The following is a 22,761-nucleotide window of genomic DNA, read 5'->3' as shown; positions in this document are numbered from 1 at the left end:
CCCGCCGAGGGGACCTCACATGGCACCAGAACCACCGCTGCTCAGCATGTCCGGCATCACCAAGTCGTTCCCCGGAGTCCGGGCCCTCGACGGCGTCGACCTCGACGTCCAGGCCGGCGAGGTGCACTGCCTCCTCGGCCAGAACGGCGCCGGGAAGTCCACCCTCATCAAGGTGCTGGCCGGCGCCCACCAGCCCGACACCGGCACCATCCGCTGGCGCGGCGAGGACGTCACCCTGCGCTCGCCGATCGCCGCCATGCGCCTGGGCATCGCCACCATCTACCAGGAACTCGACCTGGTCGAGCACCTGTCGGTCGCCGAGAACGTCCACCTCGGCCACGAACCGACCGCCGCCGGCTTCGTCGTACGGGGAAGGGCGGCCAAGGCGTCGACGGCCGCGCTGCTCAAGCGGCTCGGGCATCCCGAGGTCGACCCCGGGCGGCTGGTCGGGGACCTGTCGGCGGCGCAGCAGCAGATCGTCTCCATGGCGCGGGCGCTGTCGCACGACGTACGGCTGATCGTGATGGACGAGCCGTCCGCCGCGCTCGACCCGGACGAGGTCGACAACCTCTTCCGCATCGTCGCCGACCTCACCGCCGACGGAGTCGCCGTCGTCTACATCTCGCACCGTCTGGAGGAGATCCGCCGCATCGGCGACCGGGTCACCGTCCTCAAGGACGGCCGGGCCGTCGCCGGCGGGCTGCCCGCCGAGTCCACGCCCACCCGCGAGGTGGTGGCGCTGATGACCGGACGCAACGTCGAGTACGTCTTCCCGGAGCGGCCGGCCGCACCACCCGCGGCCGAACCCGTGCTGAAGGTCGAAGGGCTGTCCCGCGAGGGCGAGTTCGCGCCGCTCGACCTCGAAGTGCGGCCCGGTGAGATCGTCGGCCTCGCGGGGCTCGTGGGCTCCGGCCGCTCCGAGATCCTGGAGACGGTCTACGGCGCGCGCAGGGCGACCACCGGCCGGGTCCTCGTCGGCGGGCAGCCGCTCAGGCCCGGCAGCGTCCGCGCCGCCGTGCGGGCCGGGCTCGGGCTCGCCCCCGAGGAACGCAAGGCCCAGGCCCTGCTGATGCTCGAGTCCGTCACCCGCAACGTGTCGGTCTCCGCCATGTCCCGCTTCTCGCGCGGCGGCTGGATCGACCGCGGCGCCGAACTCGGCGCGGCCCGCGAGGCCACCCGGGAGCTGTCGCTGCGGCCCGACAACCCGTCCGTGCCCGTGCGCACCCTGTCCGGCGGCAACCAGCAGAAGGCGGTGCTCGCCCGCTGGCTGCTCCGCGGCTGCCGGGTCCTGCTGCTCGACGAACCCACCCGCGGCGTCGACGTGGGCGCCCGCGCCGAGCTGTACGCCGTCATCCGGCGCCTCGCCGACGAGGGCCTCGCCGTGCTGCTGGTCTCCAGCGAGGTGCCCGAGGTGCTGGGCCTGGCCGACCGCGTACTGGTGCTGCGGGAGGGCCGCGTCGTGCACGAGGCCCCCGCCCGTGAACTCGACGAACCCCGCGTACTCGACCTCGTGATGGAAGGAAGCCCGGCGTCATGACGCAGCACGTGTCCCCGCCACGGGGCGGCACCGACAAGGCGGCACCGGTGGAAGGGCCGCCCGCCTGGCGGGTCCGGTTGGGCCGCGCCGACGTCCGCACCCTCACCCTGCTCGGCGTGCTCGCCGTCCTGGTCCTCATCGGCGGCATCACCCAGCCCGACTCGTTCCTCGACACCCGCAACCTCCAGCTGGTGCTCACCCAGGCGTCCGTGATCGGCGTCGTCACCGTCGGCATGACCTTCGTCATCGTCTCCGGCGGCATCGACCTGTCCGTCGGCGCCATCGTCGCCCTCTCCTCGGTGTGGGCGACCACGGTCGCCACCCAGGAGTACGGGTTCTTCGGCATCCTCTTCACGGCGGTCGTGGTGGGCGTGGGCTGCGGACTGGTCAACGGGGTGCTGATCGCCTTCGGCCAGATGGTCCCGTTCATCGCCACCCTCGCCATGCTCGCCTCGGCGCGCGGCCTCGCCCTGCAGATCACCGACGGCCGCACCCAGGTCGTCACGGTGCCGGGCGTCCTCGACCTCGCCGAGCGCGACTCCTACGTGCTCGGCATACCTCCGCTGGTCATGGTCTTCGCGGCCGTCACCGTCATCGGCTGGCTGGTGCTCAACCGCACCACCTTCGGCCGGCGCACCGTCGCCGTCGGCGGCAACGCCGAGGCCGCCCGGCTGGCCGGCATCGACGTCCGCCGCCAGCGCCTCTACCTCTACCTGCTGTCCGGGCTGTGCTGCGGCATCGCCGCCTTCCTGCTGATCGCCCTCGCCGGCTCCGGCCAGAACACCAACGGCAACCTCTACGAACTCGACGCCATCGCCGCCGCGATCATCGGCGGCACCCTGCTGACCGGCGGCCGGGGCCACATCCTCGGCTCCGTGCTCGGCGTCCTGATCTTCACCACGATCACCAACATCTTCGCCCTGAACAACCTGCAGACCGACGTGCAGCAGATCGCCAAGGGCGCGATCATCGTCGCCGCCGTGCTGGTCCAGCGCCGTACCGCAAGCACGCATTGAGGAAAGGGTTCACCGTCATGACGAAGCTCACGAGTCGCAGAGGGCTGCTCTTCGGAGCCGCCGCCGTGTCCGCCGGTGCCGTCCTCACGGGGTGCACCAGCAACGATCCCGACGGCGGCGACGACAAGGCCGCCGCGGACACCCAGCCGGCCGCCGACGACAAGCCCGGCAAGCCCGTCACCATCGGCTACGCCGGTCCGCAGGCCGACCACGGCTGGCTCAACGCCGTCAACGACCAGGCCAAGAAGCGCGCCGAGAAGTACTCCGAGGTCACCCTGGAGGTCACCGAGGGCTCCAACGACACCGCGCAGCAGATCGGCCAGATCGAGACCCTCATCAACAAGAAGGTCGACGTCCTGGTCATCCTGCCGGCCGACGGCAAGGCCCTCACCCAGATCGGTCTGAAGGCGATGCGGGCGGGCATCCCCGTCATCAACCTCGACCGGATCTTCAACAGCCCCCAGGCCTACCGCTGCTGGGTCGGCGGCGACAACTACGGCATGGGTCTCAACGCCGCCCACTACATCGGCGAGAAGCTCAAGGACAAGTCGGACGCCAAGGTCATCGAGCTGGCCGGCATCGACAACCTGGAACTGACCCAGCAGCGCACCCAGGGCTTCGACGACGGCCTGAAGAACTACCCGAACATCAAGAAGGTGGCCCGCCAGGCCGCCGAGTTCACCGTTGAGTCCGGCCAGGCCAAGATGGCCCAGCTGCTGCAGGCCCAGTCGGACTTCGACGCCCTGTGGAACCACGACGACGACCAGGGTGTGGGCGCCCTGCGCGCCATCGAGCAGGCCGGCCGCGACGACTTCCTGATGGTCGGCGGCGCGGGCGCGCTCTCCGCCTTCCAGGCCATCAAGGCGGACAGTGGCGTCCTGAAGGCGACGGTGCTCTACCCGCCGACCATGGCCGCCTCCGCGATCGACCTGGCCCGCGCCCTCGGCCAGGGCAAGGGCGTCAGCGGCCTCGCCGAGTTCGAGATCCCCTCGACCGTCACCTGCTACTCGGCCGTCGTCGACAAGGAGAACGTCGACCAGTACATGTCCACGGGCTTCAAGTGAGGGCCGCCGTCCCGGTGGCGGCCCGACCAGCCGCCGCCGGGACGGGGCCCACCCCCCACCGCGCCACCACGACGAGGAGGACATCCGCATGGGACAGCCGCAGCAGCCCGAGGGGGCCGGCAGCGAGGAGGCAGCCGCCGGGACCGGCAGCGGGACCGATACCGGGACCGCTGCCGGGACCGGGGCGGCGACGGGGGCGTCCGCGACCAGACCGCCCCTGCGCGTCGGCATGGTCGGCTACGCCTTCATGGGTGCCGCCCACTCCCAGGGCTGGCGCACCGCGGGCCGGGTCTTCGACCTGCCGCTGAACCCCGTACTGGCCGCGATCTGCGGGCGGGACGCCGACGCCGTCCGCCTCGCGGCCGACCGGCACGGCTGGGCGAGCACCGAGACCGACTGGCGGACCCTGGTCGAACGGGACGACATCGACCTCGTCGATATCTGCACCCCGGGCGACAGCCACGCCGAGATCGCCCTGGCCGCACTCGCCGCCGGCAAGCACGTCCTGTGCGAGAAGCCGCTGGCCAACACCGTCGAGGAGGCGCAGGAGATGACCCGCGCCGCCGAGCGGGCCGGGGCACGCGGACAGCTGGCCATGGTCGGCTTCAACTACCGCCGGGTGCCGGCCACCGCGCTGGCCCGGCGGATGGTCGACGAGGGCCGCGTCGGCCGGCTGCGGCACTTGCGGGTGACCTACCTCCAGGACTGGCTGGTCGACCCGAAGGCCCCGCTCACCTGGCGGCTGCGCAAGGAACTGGCCGGTTCGGGCGCGCTCGGCGACCTGGGCGCCCACATCGTCGACCTCGCCCAGTACCTGTCGGGGGAGCGGATCGCGGGCGTCTCCGCCCTCACCGAGACCTTCGTACGGGAACGCCCGCTGCCCGCCGGCGCCCCCCGGGGCCTGTCCGCGGGCTCGGCGGACGGAGTGACGGGCCAGGTGACGGTGGACGACGCCGCCGTCTTCACCGGCCGTCTCACCTCCGGCGCCCTGGTCTCCTTCGAGGCCACCCGGTACGCCACCGGCCGCAAGAACGCCCTGCGCATCGAACTCAACGGGGAGCGCGGCTCGCTCGCCTTCGACCTGGAACGGCTCAACGAGCTGGAGTACCACGACGGCACCGAGCCCGCGGAACACGCCGGTTTCCGGCGGATCCTCGTCACCGAACCGGAACACCCCTACCTGAACGCCTGGTGGCCGCCCGGCCACGGGCTCGGCTACGAGCACACCTTCGTGCACCAGGCGCGCGACCTCGTCCACGCCGTCGCCGAGGGCCGCGGGCCGGAACCCTCCTTCGCCGACGGGCTGCAGGTGCAGCGCGTGCTCGCGGCCGTGGAGGAGAGCGCCGAGAAGAACTCCGTCTACACCCCGATCGCCCCCATCGCACTCTGAGGAGGCCGGCAGCGACATGCCACGCAACTTCACGCTCTTCACCGGACAGTGGGCGGACCTGCCGTTGGAGGAGGTCTGCCGCCTCGCCCGCGACTTCGGCTACGACGGCCTGGAACTCGCCTGCTGGGGCGACCACTTCGAGGTCGACAAGGCCCTCGCCGACCCCTCCTACGTGGACTCCCGCCACCAGCTGCTCGACAAGTACGGCCTCAAGTGCTGGGCGATCTCCAACCACCTGGTCGGCCAGGCCGTGTGCGACGCCATCATCGACGAGCGCCACCAGGCCATCCTGCCCGCCCGCATCTGGGGCGACGGCGACGCGGAGGGCGTACGGCAGCGCGCCGCGGCCGAGATCAAGGACACCGCACGGGCCGCCGCCCGCTTCGGCGTCGACACCGTCATCGGCTTCACCGGCTCGTCGATCTGGCACCTGGTCGCCATGTTCCCGCCCGCCCCCGAGTCGATGATCGAGCGCGGCTACCAGGACTTCGCCGACCGCTGGAACCCGATCCTGGACGTCTTCGACGCCGAGGGCGTGCGGTTCGCCCACGAGGTGCACCCCAGCGAGATCGCCTACGACTACTGGACCACGCACCGCGCCCTGGAGGCGGTCGGCCACCGGCCGGCCTTCGGCCTCAACTTCGATCCCTCGCACTTCGTGTGGCAGGACCTCGACCCCGTCGGCTTCCTGTGGGACTTCCGCGACCGCATCTACCACGTCGACTGCAAGGAGGCCCGCAAACGCCTCGACGGCCGCAACGGACGGCTCGGCTCCCACCTGCCGTGGGGCGACCCGCGGCGCGGCTGGGACTTCGTGTCGGCCGGACACGGCGACGTCCCCTGGGAGGACGTGTTCCGCATGCTGCGCTCCATCGACTACCAGGGACCCGTCTCCGTCGAGTGGGAGGACGCCGGCATGGACCGGCTGCAAGGGGCACCGGAAGCCCTCACCCGGCTGAAAGCCTTCGACTTCGAGCCGCCCAGCGCGTCCTTCGACGCGGCCTTCAACAGCTGATCCTGAGGCTCGACCGCAGGTCAGGACCGGGGACCGGCCGCCACGCCGGTGCCCGGTCCGGGCTGCCCGAATCCCGCTTTGTCCTGAGTTGGGAAAAAGTTGAACCAGCCACGGTCCAAGGGGTGTTGGCCCCGGAAGAACGCGGTTACCGTCCCTGAAGTGTCCAGGACACTCACGCCTCCGGGGTGACGGCGCACCCCGGCGCCCGCATCGCACGTCTTCGCACCCATCCCAGTACGGCCCACCCCGTTCCCGGAGGGACTTCGTGCACAGAACCAGACTCAAAGGCACCGGCACCACCAGGCGCCCCGGACTTCGCACCACCCTCGCCCTGTTCACCGGCCTGCTGCTGGCCGTGGGCACCCCGGCCACCGTCGCCGGCGCCCACCCGGGCCACCCGGAGCACGACGAGACGGCAGCCGCCGCCGAGGGGCAGTTCCAGCAGGTACCGCTCGCCAAGGGCGAGCCCGAGATGGGCGAGCCGATGTCGCTCGCCGTACTCCCCGACCGCAGCGTCCTGCACACCGCCCGCGACGGCACACTGCGCCTGACCGACCAGGGCGGCGTCACCAAGGTCGCCGGCAAGATCCCCGTCTACAACCACGACGAGGAGGGCCTGCAGGGCGTCGGCATCGACCCGGACTTCGAGAACAACCGGGCGATCTACCTCTACTACGCCCCGCCGCTCGACACCCCCGCGGGCGACGCCCCGGAGAACGGCACCGCCGAGGACTTCAAGCCCTTCGACGGCGTCAACCGCCTCTCCCGCTTCGTCCTCAACCCCAACGGCACGCTGGACATGTCCAGCGAGAAGAAGGTCCTGGACGTCGCGGCCTCCCGCGGCACCTGCTGCCACGTCGGCGGCGACATCGCCTTCGACGCCGAGGGCAACCTCTACCTCTCCACCGGCGACGACACCAACCCGTTCGCCTCCGACGGCTACACGCCGATCGACGAGCGCGCCGACCGCAACCCGGCCTTCGACGCCCGCCGCAGCGCCGGCAACACCAACGACCTGCGCGGCAAGCTCCTGCGCATCAAGGTCGCCGAGGACGGCTCGTACACCATCCCGGAGGGCAACCTCTTCGAGCCCGGCACCGAGAAGACCCGCCCCGAGATCTACGCGATGGGCTTCCGCAACCCGTTCCGGATCAGCGTCGACAAGAAGACCGGCACGGTCTACGTCGGCGACTACGGCCCCGACGCGGGTGCTGCCGACCCGAAGCGCGGCCCGGCCGGACAGGTCGAGTTCGCCAAGGTCACCAAGGCCGCCAACTTCGGCTGGCCCTTCTGCACCGGCGACAACGACCCGTACGTCGACTACGACTTCGCCACCAAGACCTCCGGCGAGACCTTCGACTGCGCCGCCCCGACGAACACCTCGCCGCACAACACCGGTCTCACCGACCTGCCGCCCGCACAGGCCGCGTGGATCCCCTACGACGACGACTCCGTGCCCGAGTTCGGCAGCGGCTCCGAGTCCCCGATGGGCGGCCCGGTCTACCGCTACGACCCGGAGCTCGACTCCAGCGTCAAGTTCCCCGAGGAGTACGACGGGGACTTCTTCGCCGGTGAGTTCGGCCGCCGGTGGATCAAGCGCATCGAGCAGAACGAGGACGGCTCGGTCGCGAAGATCAACGACTTCCCGTGGACCGGCACCCAGATCATGGACATGGAGTTCGGCCCCGACGGCGCCCTCTACGTCCTCGACTACGGCCTGTCCTGGTTCCAGGGCGACAAGGACTCCGCCCTCTACCGGATCGAGAACGCCGCGGACGGCTTCTCCCCGATCGCCGAGGTCAGCGCCAACAAGACCTCCGGCGCGGCCGGCCTGAAGGTCGCCTTCACCGCCACCGCCAAGGACGCCGACTCCCCGGACCTCACCTACAGCTGGGACTTCGGCGACGGCACCAAGGGCGAGGGGCTGACGCCCGCCCACAAGTACAAGAAGGTCGGCACCTACACCGCGACCTTCACCGCCAAGGACCCCGAGGGGAACACCGGCAACGCCAGTGTCCGCATCGTGGTCGGCAACACCGAGCCCACGGTGGTCATCGAGACCCCCGGCAACGGCACGCTGCTGCCCATGGGCGAGCCCATCCCCTTCAAGGTGAAGGTCACCGACCCCGAGGAGACGATCGACTGCTCCAAGGTCAAGGTCGCCTACAGCCTCGGCCACGACTCCCACGCCCACGAGCTGACCAGCGAGATGGGCTGTGAGGGCACCCTCAACCCGCCGCCGGGCGACGGCGGCCACGACCCCAACGCCAACATCTACGGCGTCGTCGGCGCCAGCTACACCGACGGCGGGGCGAACGGCCAGGAGGCCCTGACCGGCACCGCCCGCACCGTCATCCAGCCCCCGCACCGCCAGGCCGAGCACTTCTCCGCCCAGCAGGGGGTGTCGCCGATCGACAAGACCGGCGCCAACGGCGGCAAGACCGTCGGCGACATCAACGACGGCGACTGGATCTCCTTCAGCCCCTACAAGTTCGACGGGCAGAAGAAGCTGACCGTACGGGCCTCCTCCGGCGGCGCCGGGGGCTACATCGAGGTCCGCACCGGCTCGCCCACCGGCAAGCTGCACGGCTCGGCGTACATCCCGCCGACCGGCAGCTGGGAGACCTTCCAGAACGTCGACGTGCCGCTGCGGTCCCTGCCCAAGAAGACCACGGACGTCTACCTGGTCTTCAAGGGCGGCGAGGGCGCGCTGTTCGACGTCGACGACTTCGAGTTCTCCACGGAGCCGTTCAAGGCCGGCAAGAAGGTCCTGGTCTTCTCCAAGACCGCGGGCTTCCGCCACGACTCCATCCCGGCGGGCATCGCCGCCCTGAAGGAGCTGGGCACCCCGGCCGGCATCTCGGTCACCGCGACCGAGGAGGCCGGACAGTTCACCACGGCCAACCTCGCCAAGTACGACGCGGTCGCCTTCCTGTCCACCACCGGTGACGTCCTCAACGCCGACCAGCAGAAGGCGTTCGAGAACTACGTCAAGAACGGCGGCGGCTACATGGGCATCCACGCCGCCGCCGACACCGAGTACGACTGGGAGTTCTACGGCGGCCTCGTCGGCGCCTACTTCGACTCGCACCCGGCCATCCAGAAGGCCACCGTCCGCGTCGAGGACCACGACCACCCGGCCACCGCGCACCTGGACGACGCCTGGGAGCGCACCGACGAGTGGTACAACTACCGCACCAACCCGCGTGAGCAGGCCAAGGTCCTCGCCACCCTGGACGAGACCACCTACCAGGGCGGGAACATGAAGGGCGACCACCCGATCGCCTGGTGCCAGAACTACGGCGGCGGCCGCTCCTTCTACACCGGCATGGGCCACACCAAGGAGTCCTACGCGGACGAGGCCTTCCGCGGCCACCTGCTCGGCGGCATGCAGTACGCCACCGGCCAGGCCAAGGCCGACTGCAAGCCGGCCAAGGGCTACCGGGACATCTTCAACGGCCAGACCCTGGAGGGCTGGAAGCAGGCCGGCCCCGGCAAGTTCAACGTCAAGGACGGCGTCCTGGAGTCCGAGGGCGGCATGGGCCTGCTCTGGTACCAGGCCAAGGAGCTGAAGTCGTACTCCCTCAAGCTCGACTGGAAGATGCGGGGCGACGACAACTCCGGTGTCTTCGTGGGCTTCCCGGCCTCCGACGACCCCTGGTCCGCCGTGAACAAGGGCTACGAGATCCAGATCGACGCCACGGACGCCGTGGACCGCACCACCGGTGCGATCTACACCTTCAAGGCGGCGAACATCAAGGCCCGTGACCAGGTTCTGCGGCCGCCCGGGCAGTGGAACTCCTACGAGATCAAGGTCCAGGGCGAACGCCTCCAGGTGTTCCTCAACGGAGTCAAGATCAACGACTTCACCAACAAGGACCCCGAGCGGAGCCTGACCGACGGCTACATCGGCCTGCAGAACCACGGCGCCGACGACCAGGTCTCCTTCCGCAACATCCAGCTCAAGGAACTGCCCTCCTAGGGCGAACCGCCCCCGAGGGGTGACCTCTTCCAGGGGCGCCCCACCCCTCGGGGGCAACCGGAACGGCGGCGGGCGGAGGACGCCGGACCTCCGCCCGCCGTCCCCCGGCACGGCCCGTCGCTCCCGGCCCAACCCCCCTCCGGCCGTACCACCGCTCGTGTGTGCTCGACGCGCTCGACAAGGAGGCTGCCCATGTCCGCGTCCCCCTCTGCTTCCTCCCACGGCTCCCGTACCGGTGTCTGGCTGATCGGAGCCCGCGGCTCCGTCGCCACCACGGTGGTGGCGGGCTGCGCCGCCGTGACCGCGGGGCTGCACCCCGCGACCGGCATGGTCACCGAGACCCCCGACTTCGCCGACGCGGGGCTCCCCGCGCTCCCCTCCCTCGTCTTCGGCGGTCACGACACCGTGGACTGCCCCCTGCCGAAGCGGGCGGAGGCACTGGCCGCGGGGGGTGTGCTGCCGCACGGGCTGCCCTCGGCCGTGGGCGCCGAACTGGCCGCGGCCGACCGCGAGATACGCCCCGGCGGCCCGCTGCCGGGCGACACCCGGGACGACGAGGAACTGATCGCCGCGTTCGCCGCGGACATCACCGACTTCGCGCTGCGCTGCGGCGTGGACCGGACGGTGGTCGTGAACGTGGCCTCCACCGAGCCCGCGCCCACCGGGGGCGGCCTGCCCGCCAGCTCCCTCTACGCCGCGGCCGCCCTGCGCGCCGGCTGCCCGTACGTCAACTTCACCCCGTCGACCGGCCTGCACCACCCGGCGCTGGCCGCGCTCGCCGAGTCCTCGGGGGTGCCGTACGCCGGCCGGGACGGGAAGACCGGCCAGACCCTGCTGCGCTCGGTGCTGGGCCCGATGTTCGCGCAGCGGGCGCTGGCGGTGCGCGCCTGGTCGGGCACGAACCTGCTGGGCGGCGGCGACGGTGCCGCGCTGGCCGACCCGGCCGCCGCCGCGGCGAAGAACGCCGGCAAGGAGCGGGTGCTGGCCGACACCCTCGGCGCCCCCGTGGAGGGCGAGGTCCACATCGACGACGTGCCCGCGCTCGGGGACTGGAAGACCGCCTGGGACCACATCGCCTTCGACGGCTTCCTCGGTGCCCGCATGATCCTCCAGACCACCTGGCAGGGCTGCGACTCGTCCCTCGCCGCGCCGCTCGTCCTCGACCTGGCCCGCCTGGTCGCCCGCGCCCAGCAGAAGGGGCTGTCCGGCCCGCTGGGGGCACTGGGCTTCTACTTCAAGGACCCGGTGGGGGAGGGGCCGTCCTCCCTGGCCGAGCAGTACGGGGAGCTGAAACGCTTCGCCGGGCGACTGCGGGACGCCGAGGACTCCGGTCGGGACGGGGACGGCGAGGACGGCGGGACCTCAGGGACCGTGGGAACCGGCGGCGGCGCCGACGAGCGCGGGGCGGGGCGATGAGCCGCATCTCCGCCACCGCGCGGAACAGCACACGCGGCGCGTCGGCGACACGCGCGTCGGGTGGGGAGCCGACCGGTGCGTCGGCCCGTGCATCGGGTGGGGTGCCGGCCCGTGCGTCGGGCGGTGCGGTGGAGACGACCGGGCCGGCTTCCGCCGCCGCCGGACCGTCTTCCGCTGGGGCGGCAGCACTGCCCGCCCCCTCCTCCCGCGCCGGTGCCTGGGCCGAACTCCTCCGTCTGCCCGCCCTGTTCACCGTCCCCGGCGACGCCCTGGCCGGCGCGGCAGCGGCCGGTGCGCGCCCCGGCCCCCGCACCCTGCTGGCCATCGGCTCCTCCCTGTGCCTGTACGAGGCCGGCATGGCCCTCAACGACTGGGCCGACCGCGCGGAGGACGCCGTCGAGCGCCCGCACCGCCCCCTCCCGTCCGGCCGTATCCGCCCCGGCGCCGCACTCGCGGCCGCGGGCGCCCTCACCGGTGCCGGGCTCGCCCTGGCGGCCGGAGCGGGACGACCCGCCCTCACGATCGCCGTGCCGCTCGCGGCCACCGTGTGGGCCTACGACCTCACCCTGAAGCACACGCCGGCCGGTCCCGCGGCCATGGCGGCGGCCCGCGGACTCGACCTGCTCCTGGGCGCAGCCGCCACCGGGGCCGGCGCCCGGGCCGCGCTGCCCTCGGCCGCGCTGCTCGGCAGCCACACCCTCGCGGTCACGGCCGTCTCCCGCCGGGAGACCACCGGCGGTTCGGCCCTGGCCCCGCTGGCCGCCCTCGCGACGACGGGGGCGCTGACCGGCCTGGTCGCCCGCCGCCGCACCCGACTCCCGGCAGGCCGGCGGGCAGCAGCCGCCCCCGGCCTGTCGGGCTCCATTCCGGCACCCGGTGTCGCCGACGCGCTCAGGACCGGGCTGAGCGCCGTCTACGCCGCGACGGCCGCCCGTCCCTACTTCCACGCCGTGCTCAACCCCTCACCCCCGCTCACCCAGCGCGCCGTGGGCGGGGGCATCCGGGCCACGATCCCGCTCCAGGCCGCGCTCGCCGCCCGCTCGGGTGCCGGCGCCACGTCCCTCCTGGTCGCGGCCCTCGCCCCGGCCGGCCGGTGGTTCGCGAAACGGACCGCGATGAGGAAGGTGAGCATCACATGACCCGTGACGCGAACCGGGGACCGAACGAGACCCGGGCCGGTGGTGGCACCGGGGACACAGCGGCGCAGGAGGCCGCCGCGCACCCGCTGCGCTTCGGATACGGCACCAACGGCCTCGCCGACCTCCGGCTCGACGACGCCCTCGCCCTCCTCGCCGACCTGGGATACGACGGCGTCGGCCTGACCCTCGACCACATGCACCTCGATCCGCTCGCCGACGACCTCGCCGCCCGCACCCGCCGGGTCGCGCGGCGACTGGACGCGCTCGGTCTGGGCGTGACCGTGGAGACGGGCGCCCGGTATGTGCTCGACCCGCGTCGCAAGCACGGCCCCTCCCTGCTCGACCCGGACCCGGAGGACCGCGCCCGCCGCAGCGACCTGCTCCTGCGCGCCGTCGACGTGGCCGCCGACCTCGGTGCCCACGCCGTGCACTGCTTCAGCGGCGTCACCCCGGCGGGCACCGACGAGGACACGGCCTGGAAGCGGCTGGCCGAGTCCCTCGCCCCGGTCCTGGACGCCGCCGCCGGCGCGGGCGTCCCCCTCGCCGTGGAACCCGAACCCGGGCACCTCCTCTCCACCCTCGCCGACTTCCACACCCTGCGCCGCATCCTCGGCGACCCCGAACCGCTCGGCCTCACCCTGGACATCGGCCACTGCCAGTGCCTCGAACCGCTCCCTCCCGCCGACTGCGTGCGCGCCGCCGCCCCCTGGCTGCGTCACGTGCAGATCGAGGACATGCGCCGCGGCGTCCACGAACACCTCCCCTTCGGCGACGGCGAGATCGACTTCCCGCCCGTCCTCGACGCCCTCGCCGCCACCGGCTACGAGGGCCTGACCGTCGTCGAACTGCCCCGCCACTCCCACGCGGGCCCCCACTTCGCCGAACGCTCCCTCCCGTTCCTGCGGCGCGCCGCACCGGCGACACCGCCCCGCACCAACCGCTCGGGCGAGCCCTCCGCCACCCACTGAAGGGAGCCACACCATGACGCAGCCACACGCCGCCCACGTCACCCCCGACACCCAGGACGCGGACGGCGCCCCCGCCGGGCCCGAGGGACAGGCCGGACAGGCCGGAACGGACCAGGGCACCACCCCCGCCCACGTCCCGCCCGCCGAACTGCGCGCGGCCCTCACCACCCGCCTCGACGGAGCCGCCCGCGCCTGGCTGGACCAGGCCCTCGACGAGGCCACCGCCCACCCCGGCACCCACGGCCCCATCTCGGTGTGGGAGCTGCGCCTCGCCGAGGCCGGCCGCCGCTGCGGGCCTGCCCACGCCGACGCCGCCCGCGTCCTCGTCCTGCACGCCGCCCGGGCCGACCCGGACGCCCTGACCCGGGTCTACACCCAGGGCACCGCCGACGAACGCCGCGCCGTCCTGCATGCCCTGCCCCACCTGGTGCCGGGTCCGGACGCGCTGCCGCTCGTCGAGGACGCCCTGCGCACCAACGACACCCGGCTCGTCGCCGCCGCCCTCGGCCCCTACGCGGCTCGGCACCTCGACCCGCACCAGTGGCGGCACGCCGTACTGAAGTGCCTGTTCACCGGTGTCCCCGTCGACAGCGTGGCGGACCTCGCCCGTCGGGCCCGAGGGGACGACGAACTCGCCCGGATGCTCGCCGACTACGCCGCCGAACGCACCGCCGCGGACCGCACCGTCCCCGAAGACCTGCACCGCGTCCTGGCCCTGACCGAGTCCGGACGCCCCGCGCCCGGCACGGCCGACCCCCACGGCAAGGAGTCCTGATGCGCATCTTCGACCCCCACATCCACATGACGTCCCGGACCACCGACGACTACGAGGCCATGCACGCCGCCGGCGTCCGCGCCGTCGTCGAACCCTCCTTCTGGCTGGGCCAGCCGCGCACCTCTCCCGACTCCTTCCGCGACTACTTCGACGCGCTGCTCGGCTGGGAGCCCTTCCGTGCCGCCCAGTACGGCATCGCCCACCACTGCACCATCGCGCTCAACCCCAAGGAGGCCAACGACCCCCGCTGCCTGCCCGTCCTCGACGAACTGCCCCGCTATCTCGTCAAGGACCGGGTGGTCGCGGTCGGCGAGATCGGCTACGACTCGATGACGCCCGCCGAGGACACCGCCCTCGCCACCCAGCTCCAGCTCGCCGCCGACCACGGCCTGCCCGCCCTCGTGCACACCCCGCACCGCGACAAGCTCGCCGGCCTGCGCCGCACCCTGGACGCGGTCCGCGGGTCCGCCCTGCCGACCGAACGGGTCCTGGTCGACCACCTCAACGAGACCACCGTCAAGGTGGCCAAGGACAGCGGCGCCTGGCTCGGCTTCTCCGTCTATCCCGACACCAAGATGGACGAGGCCCGGATGGTCGCCCTGCTGCGGGAGTACGGCCCGGAGCGGGTGCTGGTGAACTCCGCCGCCGACTGGGGCCGGAGCGACCCGCTCAAGACCCGCAAGGTCGGCGACCTGATGCTCGCCGAGGGCTTCACCGAGGACGACGTGGACCGGGTGCTGTGGCGCAACCCCGTCGCCTTCTACGGGCTCAGCGGACGCCTGGAACTCGACGTGACCTCGGGCGAGGCCACCCACGAGGGCAACTCCATCCTGCGCGGCGGGGAGTGAGCCATGCGCTTCCGGCACCCCGACGGCTCCACCGTCCACCTCGCCTACTGCACCAACGTCCACCCCGCCGAAACCCTCGACGGCGTCCTCGCCCAGCTCCGCGACCACTGCGAGCCGGTCCGCAAACGCCTCGGCCGGGACCGGCTCGGCATCGGACTGTGGCTCGCCCGCGACGCCGCCCACGCCCTGGTCACCGACCCCGCCGCCCTGCGCGGCCTGCGCGCCGAACTCGACCGGCGCGGCCTGGAGGTCGTCACCCTCAACGGCTTCCCCTACGAGGGCTTCGGCGCCGAGGAGGTCAAGTACCGGGTCTACAAGCCGGACTGGGCCGACCCCGAACGCCTCGACCACACCACGTCCCTGGCCCGGCTGCTCGCCGGACTGCTGCCCGACGACGTCACGGACGGCACCATCTCCACCCTTCCCCTCGCCTGGCGCACCGCCTACGACGAGACCCGCGCCGACAAGGCCCGCGCCGCCCTGGTCACTCTCGCCGAACGCCTCGACGCCCTCCGCGAACTGACCGGCCGCTCCATCCGCATCGGCCTGGAACCGGAACCCGGCTGCGTCGTCGAGACCACCCACGACGCCATCGCACCGCTGACCGCGATCGCCCACGAACGCATCGGCGTCTGCGTCGACACCTGCCACCTCGCCACCTCCTTCGAAGATCCGGACACCGCCCTGGACGCCCTCGCGGCCGCCCGCGTATCCGTCGTCAAGTCCCAGCTGTCCGCCGCACTGCACGCCGAACACCCCGCCGACCCCGCGGTCCGCGAAGCCCTCGCCGCCTTCGCCGAACCGCGCTTCCTGCACCAGACCCGCACCACCACACCGTCGGGCGGCCGGCAGGGCACCGACGACCTCGACGAGGCCCTCGCGGACGGCGGCCCGCTGCCCGCCACCACGCCCTGGCGCGCCCACTTCCACGTCCCCCTGCACGCGGCCCCCGCCGCACCCCTCACCTCCACTCTTCCCGTGCTCAAGTCCGCGCTGACCCGCCTCGTCGGCGGCCCGCACCCCCTCACCCGCCACCTGGAGGTCGAGACCTACACCTGGCAGGCCCTCCCGCCCGAGCTGCGGCCCCGCGCCCGCGCCCAGCTCACCGACGGCATCGCCGCCGAGCTGACCCTCGCCCGCGACCTGTTGACGGACCTCGGCCTGAAGGAACTGCCATGACCGGACCCACCCCCCTCCTCGTCCTGGACGTCGTCGGTCTCACCCCCCGTCTCCTCGACCACATGCCCCACCTCAAGCAGCTCGGCCAGTCCGGCTCCCGCGCGCCGCTCGGCACCGTGCTGCCCGCCGTCACCTGCGCCGCCCAGTCCACCTTCCTCACCGGCACCCATCCCAGCGAGCACGGCATCGTCGGCAACGGCTGGTACTTCCGGGAACTCGGCGACGTCCTGCTGTGGCGCCAGCACAACGGCCTCGTCTCCGGCGACAAACTCTGGGACGCCGCCCGCCGCGCCCACCCCGGCTACACCGTCGCCAACATCTGCTGGTGGTACGCCATGGGCGCCGACACCGACATCACCGTCACCCCCCGTCCCGTCTACTACGCCGACGGCCGCAAGGAACCCGACTGCTACACCAGGCCCCCGGCCCTGCACGACGAACTCACCGACAAGCTCGGCACCTTCCCCCTCTTCCACTTCTGGGGACCCGGCGCGGACCTGGTCTCCAGCCAGTGGATCATCGACGCCACCCGGCACATCATGGCCACCCGGCACCCGGACCTGACGCTCTGCTACCTCCCTCACCTGGACTACGACCTGCAGCGCTTCGGCCCCGACGACCCGCGCTCCCTGCAGGCCGCCGCCGACCTGGACACCGCCCTGGCCCCGCTGCTCGACGACGCCCGCGCCGAGGGCCGCACCGTCGTCGGGCTCTCCGAGTACGGCATCACCCCGGTCAGCCGGCCCGTGGACATCAACCGCGCCCTGCGCCGCGCCGGACTCCTCGAGGTGCACACCCAGGACGGCATGGAATACCTCGACCCGATGGCCTCCCGCGCCTTCGCGGTCGCCGACCACCAGATCGCCCACGTCTACGTCCGCCGCCCCGAGGACCTCGACGCGACCCGTGCGGCCCTGGACGGACTGCCGGGCATCGCCGAACTCCTCGACGACGAGGGCAAGAAGGCCCAGCACCTCGACCATCCGCGCGCCGGCGAACTCGTCGCCGTGGCGGAGCCGGACGCCTGGTTCACGTACTACTACTGGCTCGACGACGACCGCGCGCCCGACTTCGCGCAGCTCGTCGAGATCCACCGCAAACCCGGCTACGACCCGGTCGAGCTGTTCATGGACCCGCTCGACCCCTACGTCAAGGTCAAGGCGGCCGGCGCCCTGGCCCGCAAGAAGCTCGGCATGCGCTACCGCATGGCGGTCGTGCCCCTGGACCCCTCACCTATTCGAGGCAGCCACGGCCGCCTCCCCGCGAGCGACGACGACGGTCCGCTCCTCATCTGCTCCACCCCCCGCGCTGTCGGAGACCGCGTCGCGGCCACCGACGTGAAACAACTCCTGCTCCGGCTGGCCGGACTCGGCTGACGCACCACCCGGTACGCCACCGAAATCCGACTACCGAGAGTGAAACACACGGCACTGACAACGGCCCGCCCGAGCCGCATCGGCGCAGGCCACGACCCAGAAGGCAGGCATCAGTGACCCCGTTCACCGACCCCTCCCGCACCGACGCCGGCACCGACCCGTCCACCGACGGGCCCGGCGAGAGCCTGCGCCGCACCCTCGGCGTGAACCGGCGCCGCTTCCTCAGCACCTGCACCGCCGTGGCGGCCGGTGCCGTCGCCGCCCCCGTCTTCGGAGCCTCCCCGGCCCTCGCCCACGGCCGGGACAGAGACCACGACCACGGCCATGGGCACGGCCACGGGCAGATCCTCGTCCCGGCGGACAAGCGCGGCATCATCCTCTACACCGTCCGTGACGCCACCGCCCGCGACCCCCTCGCCTCCGACCTGCCCTCCGGCTTCCGCGAGGTCTTCAAGCAGCTGGCCCGCCACGGCTACCGCCAGGTCGAGTTCGCCGGCTACCGCCAGCACGCCAACGCGCCGGGCGGTGCCGACCTGGAGTCCGTCGAAGGTGCCCGGCTGCTGCGCTCCTGGCTCGACGACTACGGTCTGCGCGCGCAGGGCAACCACGGCTTCATCCCGTCCTCCTGGCCGCTGACCGCGGCGGACAAGGACACCTTCAAGAAGCACCTGGAGATCGCCAACATCCTCGGCATGGACCACATGGGCACCGGCGGCGACCCCACCGGCAGCTCCTACCGTGCCGACTGGGACGTGGCCGCCGACAAGTGGAACGCCCTCGGCGCGATCGCCCACCGCGAGGGCATCAAGCTCTACACCCACAACCACGACAGCGCCTACGGCTTCCTGCTCGACGGCGGCCCGCTGGACGACCAGGGCCGGCCGACCCGCAGCTCGGGCATCCGGAAGCTGGAGTACTTCCTGAAGATCACCGACCCGAGGGTCGTCTGGCTGGAGATGGACATCTTCTGGGCGCACGTCGCCCAGTACAAGTTCCACGAGTACACCGCCCACGACGGCACCACCAGGAAGAACGTCTTCGACCCGGCCGGCCTGGTGGTCCGCCACAACCGGCGCTACCCGCTGTTCCACGCCAAGGACGGCGTCGTCAGCACCACCAACGGCATGGGCTACGACATGGTGCCCTTCGGGACGGGCGTCATCGACTACACGACGTTCTTCTCCAGGGTCGGCCTGCGGAACTACCACAACCCGATGGTCGAGGACGACAACTCCCCGAGCGCCACCGACCCCGCGCAGTCCCTGCGGGAGGCCAAGATCAGCTACGACAACATGGCGGCCCTGCGCAAGCGGCGCCACTGACCGCGACACGGACCGGGCGGCCCCTCCCGCAGCATGCGGAAGGGGCCGCCCGGTCCGTGCGAGGGAGGCTGCCGCGCCCCCGTCACCCCTCGCCCAGCGGCTGGGGGTTGGGCGTGATGCGCTTGTCCTTCGGGCGCCCCGGCGGTCGCAGGGACAGCGCCACGAATCCGGCGAAGAACGAGATGCACCCCGCCAGGGTGTAGGCGCCGTTGTAGCCCCAGACGCCGACGACCACGGACCCCATGCCGGCACCCAGGCCGGAGACGAGCTTGGAGCTGTAGACCATCCCGTAGTTCGTGGCGTTGTTGTTCTCGCCGAAGTAGTCCGCCGTCAGTGCCGCGAACATCGGGAAGATGGCCCCGCCGCCGAAACCGGAGACGGCGGAGAAGACCAGGAACAGCGGCAGGTTCTTGATCTCGGCCGACAGGATGATGCCGAACTGGGCGAGGCCCAGGATCGCGCACACGTAGAGCAGGCACTGCTTGCGGCCGTACAGGTCGGAGAGCCAGCCGATGACGCCCCGTCCGGTGCCGTTGACGATCGCCTTGAGCGACATGGCGGTGGCGACGACACCGGCCGCGAAGCCCGCCTCCTCGCCGATGTCGACCTGGAAGGCGATTCCGAAGATGTTCACGCCGGAGGTGCAGGCGAGACAGAACCACATCAGCGCCACCCGGCCGGTCTTCCAGGCCTCCATCGGGGAGTACTGCTTGACGGCCGGCGGGTTCTTCGCCAGCGAACGCCGGGCCCGCGGGTCTTCCGGCGGGTTCAGCGGGTCCACCGCGGACGGCCACCAGTTCTTCGGCGGATCCCGGAAGAAGAAGCCGGCGATCGCCACCGTCGCGGCGAGGAAGAGGCCGCACGTGACCAGCACCCAGCGGAAGTTGGAGCCGTCCATGTAGCCGTGGAAGATGAAGACGAACGGCACCGAGCCGTAGGCGAAACCGCCGTTGACGAACCCGGTCTTCCCGCCCCGGCGCTCCGGGTACCACTTGCCGACCATGTTGACGCAGGTCGCGTACACCATGCCGGCGCCCATGCCGCTGAACACGCCGAAGCCGATGAAGGCGAGCGCGACGTGCGGTGCGAACGCCAGCGACAGATAGCCCAGCAGTGTGCCGGCCGAGCCCAGCATCATCGCCCAGCGCGCGGGCAGTCTGCCGCTCTCGCGCAGCCGCCCCGCCGGAAAGGCGACCGCAGCCTGGCAGAACACCCAGGCGGTCATCATCCAGTAGATGCTGCCGCTGGACCACTGGTGGGCCTCGTGCAGCGTGTCCTCGGCGGACGCGAACGCGTACTCGGCGGAGGAGATGCCCATCATGCCGATCCAGGGCAGGATCACCATCCACTTGCGTTTGCGCCCCATGATGTCGATGTCGGACTCGCCCACGCGGTAGACGCGCCCGTTCCTGTCGGTCACCTCCCGATAGGCGGCGACCCGTGTGACATCGGTGGTTGTCATGTCGTTTGCACCCCTAGCGTCGAAAGTTCTGGCCAGCGCCCCCTGTCCAATGCCTTTCGTGCGCGCGCGGGTCCCCGGGGCCGGCCGACGCGCACCCGTCGGCCGGCCCCTCGCCGTCTCACGTCATGAACCGCCCCCCAACAACCCCGCCGCCCGCGCCCACCGGTACTTGGCGCCGAGCACGGCCACCGGCTTCTCGGTCGTGTACGGGTACGCCACGACGCCGCGCTCGAAGAGGTACTGGCACGCCTCCTCCACCTCGACGTCACCCGCCAGGGAGGCCACCACGGGCTTCTCGACGCCGCGCTCGCGGAACTCGGCCACCACGCGCGCGGTGAGTTCGGCGAACACCATGGGAGGCGTGACGATGGTGTGCCAGTAGCCGAGGACCAGCGCGTGGATGCGCGGGTCCTCCAGGCCGAGCCGGATCGTCGCCTCGTACGTCGACGGCGGCTCGCCCCCGGTGATGTCCACCGGGTTGCCGGCCGCGCCGAACGGCGGGATGAAGGCGCGGAACGCCGTGTCCAGGTCGGGCGGTATCTCCATCAGCGACAGCCCGTTGTCCGTCACCGCGTCCGAGAGCAGCACCCCGCTGCCGCCGGCACCGGTGATGATCACCACGTTGTCGCCCTCGGGGGCGGGAAGCACCGGCAACGCGCGCGCGTACTCCAGCATCTCGTTCAGCCCCGGAGCCCGGATGACGCCCGCCTGCTTCAGCACGTCGTCGTAGACGGCGTCGTCCCCGGCGAGCGCCCCGGTGTGCGATCCGGCGGCCTTCGCACCCGCCGCCGTACGCCCCGCCTTGAGCACGACGACCGGCTTCTTCGGCACGGTCGCCCGCGCGGCCTCGACGAAGGCGCGGCCGTCCTTGAGGTCCTCCAGGTGCATCGCGATGCACTCGGTGTGCGGGTCCTCGCCGAACCAGGTCAGCAGGTCGTCCTCGTCCAGGTCCGACTTGTTGCCGAGGCCCACGATCGCCGACACGCCGGTCTTCGTCGTCCGGGCGAAGCCCAGGATGGCCATCCCGATGCCGCCCGACTGCGAGGTCAGCGCGACGCCGCCCTTGACGTCGTACGGCGTGCAGAACGTGGCGCACAGGTCCTGCCAGGTCGAGTAGTAGCCGTAGATGTTCGGACCCAGCAGCCGGATGCCGTGCCGTTCGGCGACCGCCACGATCTCGTCCTGGAGCGCCTGCTCACCGGTCTCGGCGAAGCCGGAGGGGATGAGGACGGCGTTGGGGATCCGCTTGCGCCCCACCTCTTCCAGGGCCGCCGCCACGAACCGCGCGGGGATCGCGAAGACCGCCACATCCACCTCACCGGGAACGTCGGTGACACTCTTGTACGCCTTGCGGCCCAAGATGTCATCGGCCTTGGGGTTCACCGGGTGGATCTCGCCCGCGAATCCTCCGTCGACGAGGTTGCGCATCACCGAGTTGCCGATCTTCCCCGGCTCGCCCGACGCGCCGATCACCGCCACCGAAGAGGGCTGCATCAGGCGGCGCATCGAGGTCAGGATCTCCTCGCGCGTGTACCGGCGGCGTTCCTTCGGCGCGTCGGTCGCCAGGATCACCCGGATGTCGGCCGCCACCGCCCCCTCGGGCGTGGCGATCACCGGGTTCAGGTCCACCTCGGCGATCTCCGGGAAGTCGGCGACGAGTTCGGAGACCCGGCGGATTTGCTCCGCCACCGCCCACCGGTCCACCCCGGCCTGCCCGCGCACCCCGCGCAGCACCTCCGCCGCCCGGATCGAGTCCAGCATCGACAGCGCCTCGTCGGCGTCCACGGGCGCCAGCCGGAAAGTGACGTCCTTCAGCACCTCGACCAGCACCCCGCCGAGCCCGAACGCCACCACCTTCCCGAACGTCGGGTCGGTGACCGCACCGACGATGACCTCCTGCCCCCGCGGCAGCAGCTCCTGCACCTGCACGCCCTCGATCCGCGCGGAGGCGTCGTACGCACGCGCGTTGTCGACGATCCGGCAGAACGCCGCCCGCACGTCCGCCGCGCCCTCCACCCCGACGACCACACCGCCGGCGTCGGTCTTGTGCAGGATGTCCGGCGAGACGATCTTCATCACCACGGGCCCGCCGAACCGCGCCGCGCACGCCACGGCCTCGTCCACGTCCCGCGCCAGCTCCTCGCCCGGTACGGCGATCCCGTAGGCGTCGGCGAGCACCTTGCCCTCCGGCGCGGTGAGCGCCGTGCGCCCCTCGCCCCGGACGGCGTCCAGGAGCCCGCGCACCCGCGCCCGGCGGTCCTCGGCCATCACG

At 72.0% G+C, this 22,761-nt stretch carries 16 protein-coding genes; 14 read left to right on the top strand and 2 right to left on the bottom strand.

Annotation, left to right across the window (positions count from 1 at the left end; genetic code table 11):
• Positions 1-19 precede the first annotated feature (19 nt).
• From D1J63_RS05505 to D1J63_RS05440, 14 genes are all read left to right on the top strand, one after another.
• The gene (locus D1J63_RS05505; RefSeq protein ID WP_102929661.1) at positions 20-1,537 is read left to right on the top strand and encodes a sugar ABC transporter ATP-binding protein; all 1,518 of its coding nucleotides are present in this window, start codon (positions 20-22) and stop codon (positions 1,535-1,537) included.
• Complete coding sequence (locus tag D1J63_RS05500; protein ID WP_061441382.1) at positions 1,534-2,553, top strand: ABC transporter permease; 1,020 nt, start codon at positions 1,534-1,536, stop codon at positions 2,551-2,553. Before D1J63_RS05505 ends, D1J63_RS05500 begins: the two co-directional genes overlap by 4 nt.
• Positions 2,554-2,570: 17 nt before the next feature.
• Positions 2,571-3,617, top strand: coding sequence for a substrate-binding domain-containing protein (locus tag D1J63_RS05495; RefSeq protein ID WP_125627975.1), 1,047 nt, complete (start codon positions 2,571-2,573; stop codon positions 3,615-3,617).
• 88 nt (positions 3,618-3,705) lie between these two features.
• Positions 3,706-5,007, top strand: coding sequence for a Gfo/Idh/MocA family oxidoreductase (locus D1J63_RS05490; RefSeq protein WP_125627974.1), 1,302 nt, complete (start codon positions 3,706-3,708; stop codon positions 5,005-5,007).
• Positions 5,008-5,023: 16 nt separating this feature from the next.
• Positions 5,024-6,022: a sugar phosphate isomerase/epimerase family protein gene (locus D1J63_RS05485; protein WP_125627973.1), complete on the top strand. Its 999-nt coding sequence runs from the start codon at positions 5,024-5,026 to the stop codon at positions 6,020-6,022.
• A gap of 265 nt (positions 6,023-6,287) precedes the next feature.
• Complete coding sequence (locus tag D1J63_RS05480; protein ID WP_125627972.1) at positions 6,288-10,004, top strand: ThuA domain-containing protein; 3,717 nt, start codon at positions 6,288-6,290, stop codon at positions 10,002-10,004.
• A gap of 192 nt (positions 10,005-10,196) precedes the next feature.
• Positions 10,197-11,420 carry an inositol-3-phosphate synthase gene (locus tag D1J63_RS05475; protein WP_125627971.1) on the top strand — a complete coding sequence of 408 codons (1,224 nt, stop codon included), beginning with the start codon at positions 10,197-10,199 and terminating at the stop codon, positions 11,418-11,420.
• Positions 11,417-12,559 (top strand): SCO3242 family prenyltransferase, encoded by a 1,143-nt coding sequence (locus D1J63_RS05470; protein WP_125627970.1) that lies wholly within the window; start codon positions 11,417-11,419, stop codon positions 12,557-12,559. Before D1J63_RS05475 ends, D1J63_RS05470 begins: the two co-directional genes overlap by 4 nt.
• The gene (locus tag D1J63_RS05465) at positions 12,556-13,527 is read left to right on the top strand and encodes a sugar phosphate isomerase/epimerase family protein (protein ID WP_241235517.1); all 972 of its coding nucleotides are present in this window, start codon (positions 12,556-12,558) and stop codon (positions 13,525-13,527) included. The genes D1J63_RS05470 and D1J63_RS05465 overlap by 4 nt, the downstream gene beginning before the upstream one ends.
• A 13-nt stretch (positions 13,528-13,540) precedes the next feature.
• A complete protein-coding gene (locus tag D1J63_RS05460; RefSeq protein WP_125627969.1) occupies positions 13,541-14,302 on the top strand; it encodes an EboA domain-containing protein in 762 nt (253 codons plus the stop codon).
• Positions 14,302-15,150 carry a TatD family hydrolase gene (locus D1J63_RS05455; protein WP_125627968.1) on the top strand — a complete coding sequence of 283 codons (849 nt, stop codon included), beginning with the start codon at positions 14,302-14,304 and terminating at the stop codon, positions 15,148-15,150. Before D1J63_RS05460 ends, D1J63_RS05455 begins: the two co-directional genes overlap by 1 nt.
• Positions 15,151-15,153: 3 nt before the next feature.
• The gene (gene eboE / locus D1J63_RS05450; RefSeq protein WP_125627967.1) at positions 15,154-16,329 is read left to right on the top strand and encodes a metabolite traffic protein EboE; all 1,176 of its coding nucleotides are present in this window, start codon (positions 15,154-15,156) and stop codon (positions 16,327-16,329) included.
• Positions 16,326-17,705 (top strand): nucleotide pyrophosphatase/phosphodiesterase family protein, encoded by a 1,380-nt coding sequence (locus tag D1J63_RS05445; RefSeq protein ID WP_125627966.1) that lies wholly within the window; start codon positions 16,326-16,328, stop codon positions 17,703-17,705. The genes eboE and D1J63_RS05445 overlap by 4 nt, the downstream gene beginning before the upstream one ends.
• Before the next feature lie 113 nt (positions 17,706-17,818).
• Complete coding sequence (locus tag D1J63_RS05440) at positions 17,819-19,027, top strand: sugar phosphate isomerase/epimerase family protein (protein ID WP_102928315.1); 1,209 nt, start codon at positions 17,819-17,821, stop codon at positions 19,025-19,027.
• Positions 19,028-19,109: 82 nt separating this feature from the next.
• Here the strand turns inward: D1J63_RS05440 and D1J63_RS05435 are convergent, their stop codons facing one another.
• Both D1J63_RS05435 and D1J63_RS05430 read right to left on the bottom strand, forming a co-directional pair.
• Positions 19,110-20,489, bottom strand: coding sequence for an OFA family MFS transporter (locus tag D1J63_RS05435; protein ID WP_164712726.1), 1,380 nt, complete (start codon positions 20,487-20,489; stop codon positions 19,110-19,112).
• Between the two features lie 123 nt (positions 20,490-20,612).
• Entirely contained in the window at positions 20,613-22,757 is a 2,145-nt protein-coding gene (locus D1J63_RS05430; protein WP_125627964.1) for an acetate--CoA ligase family protein, read from the bottom strand.
• Positions 22,758-22,761: the final 4 nt, after the last annotated feature.

Source organism: Streptomyces sp. KPB2 (assembly GCF_003950055.1).
GTDB classification, from domain to species: domain Bacteria; phylum Actinomycetota; class Actinomycetes; order Streptomycetales; family Streptomycetaceae; genus Streptomyces; species Streptomyces salinarius.
The sequence above is the reverse complement of the archived record's forward strand: the minus strand, read 5'-3'. Positions and strand labels throughout refer to the sequence as shown.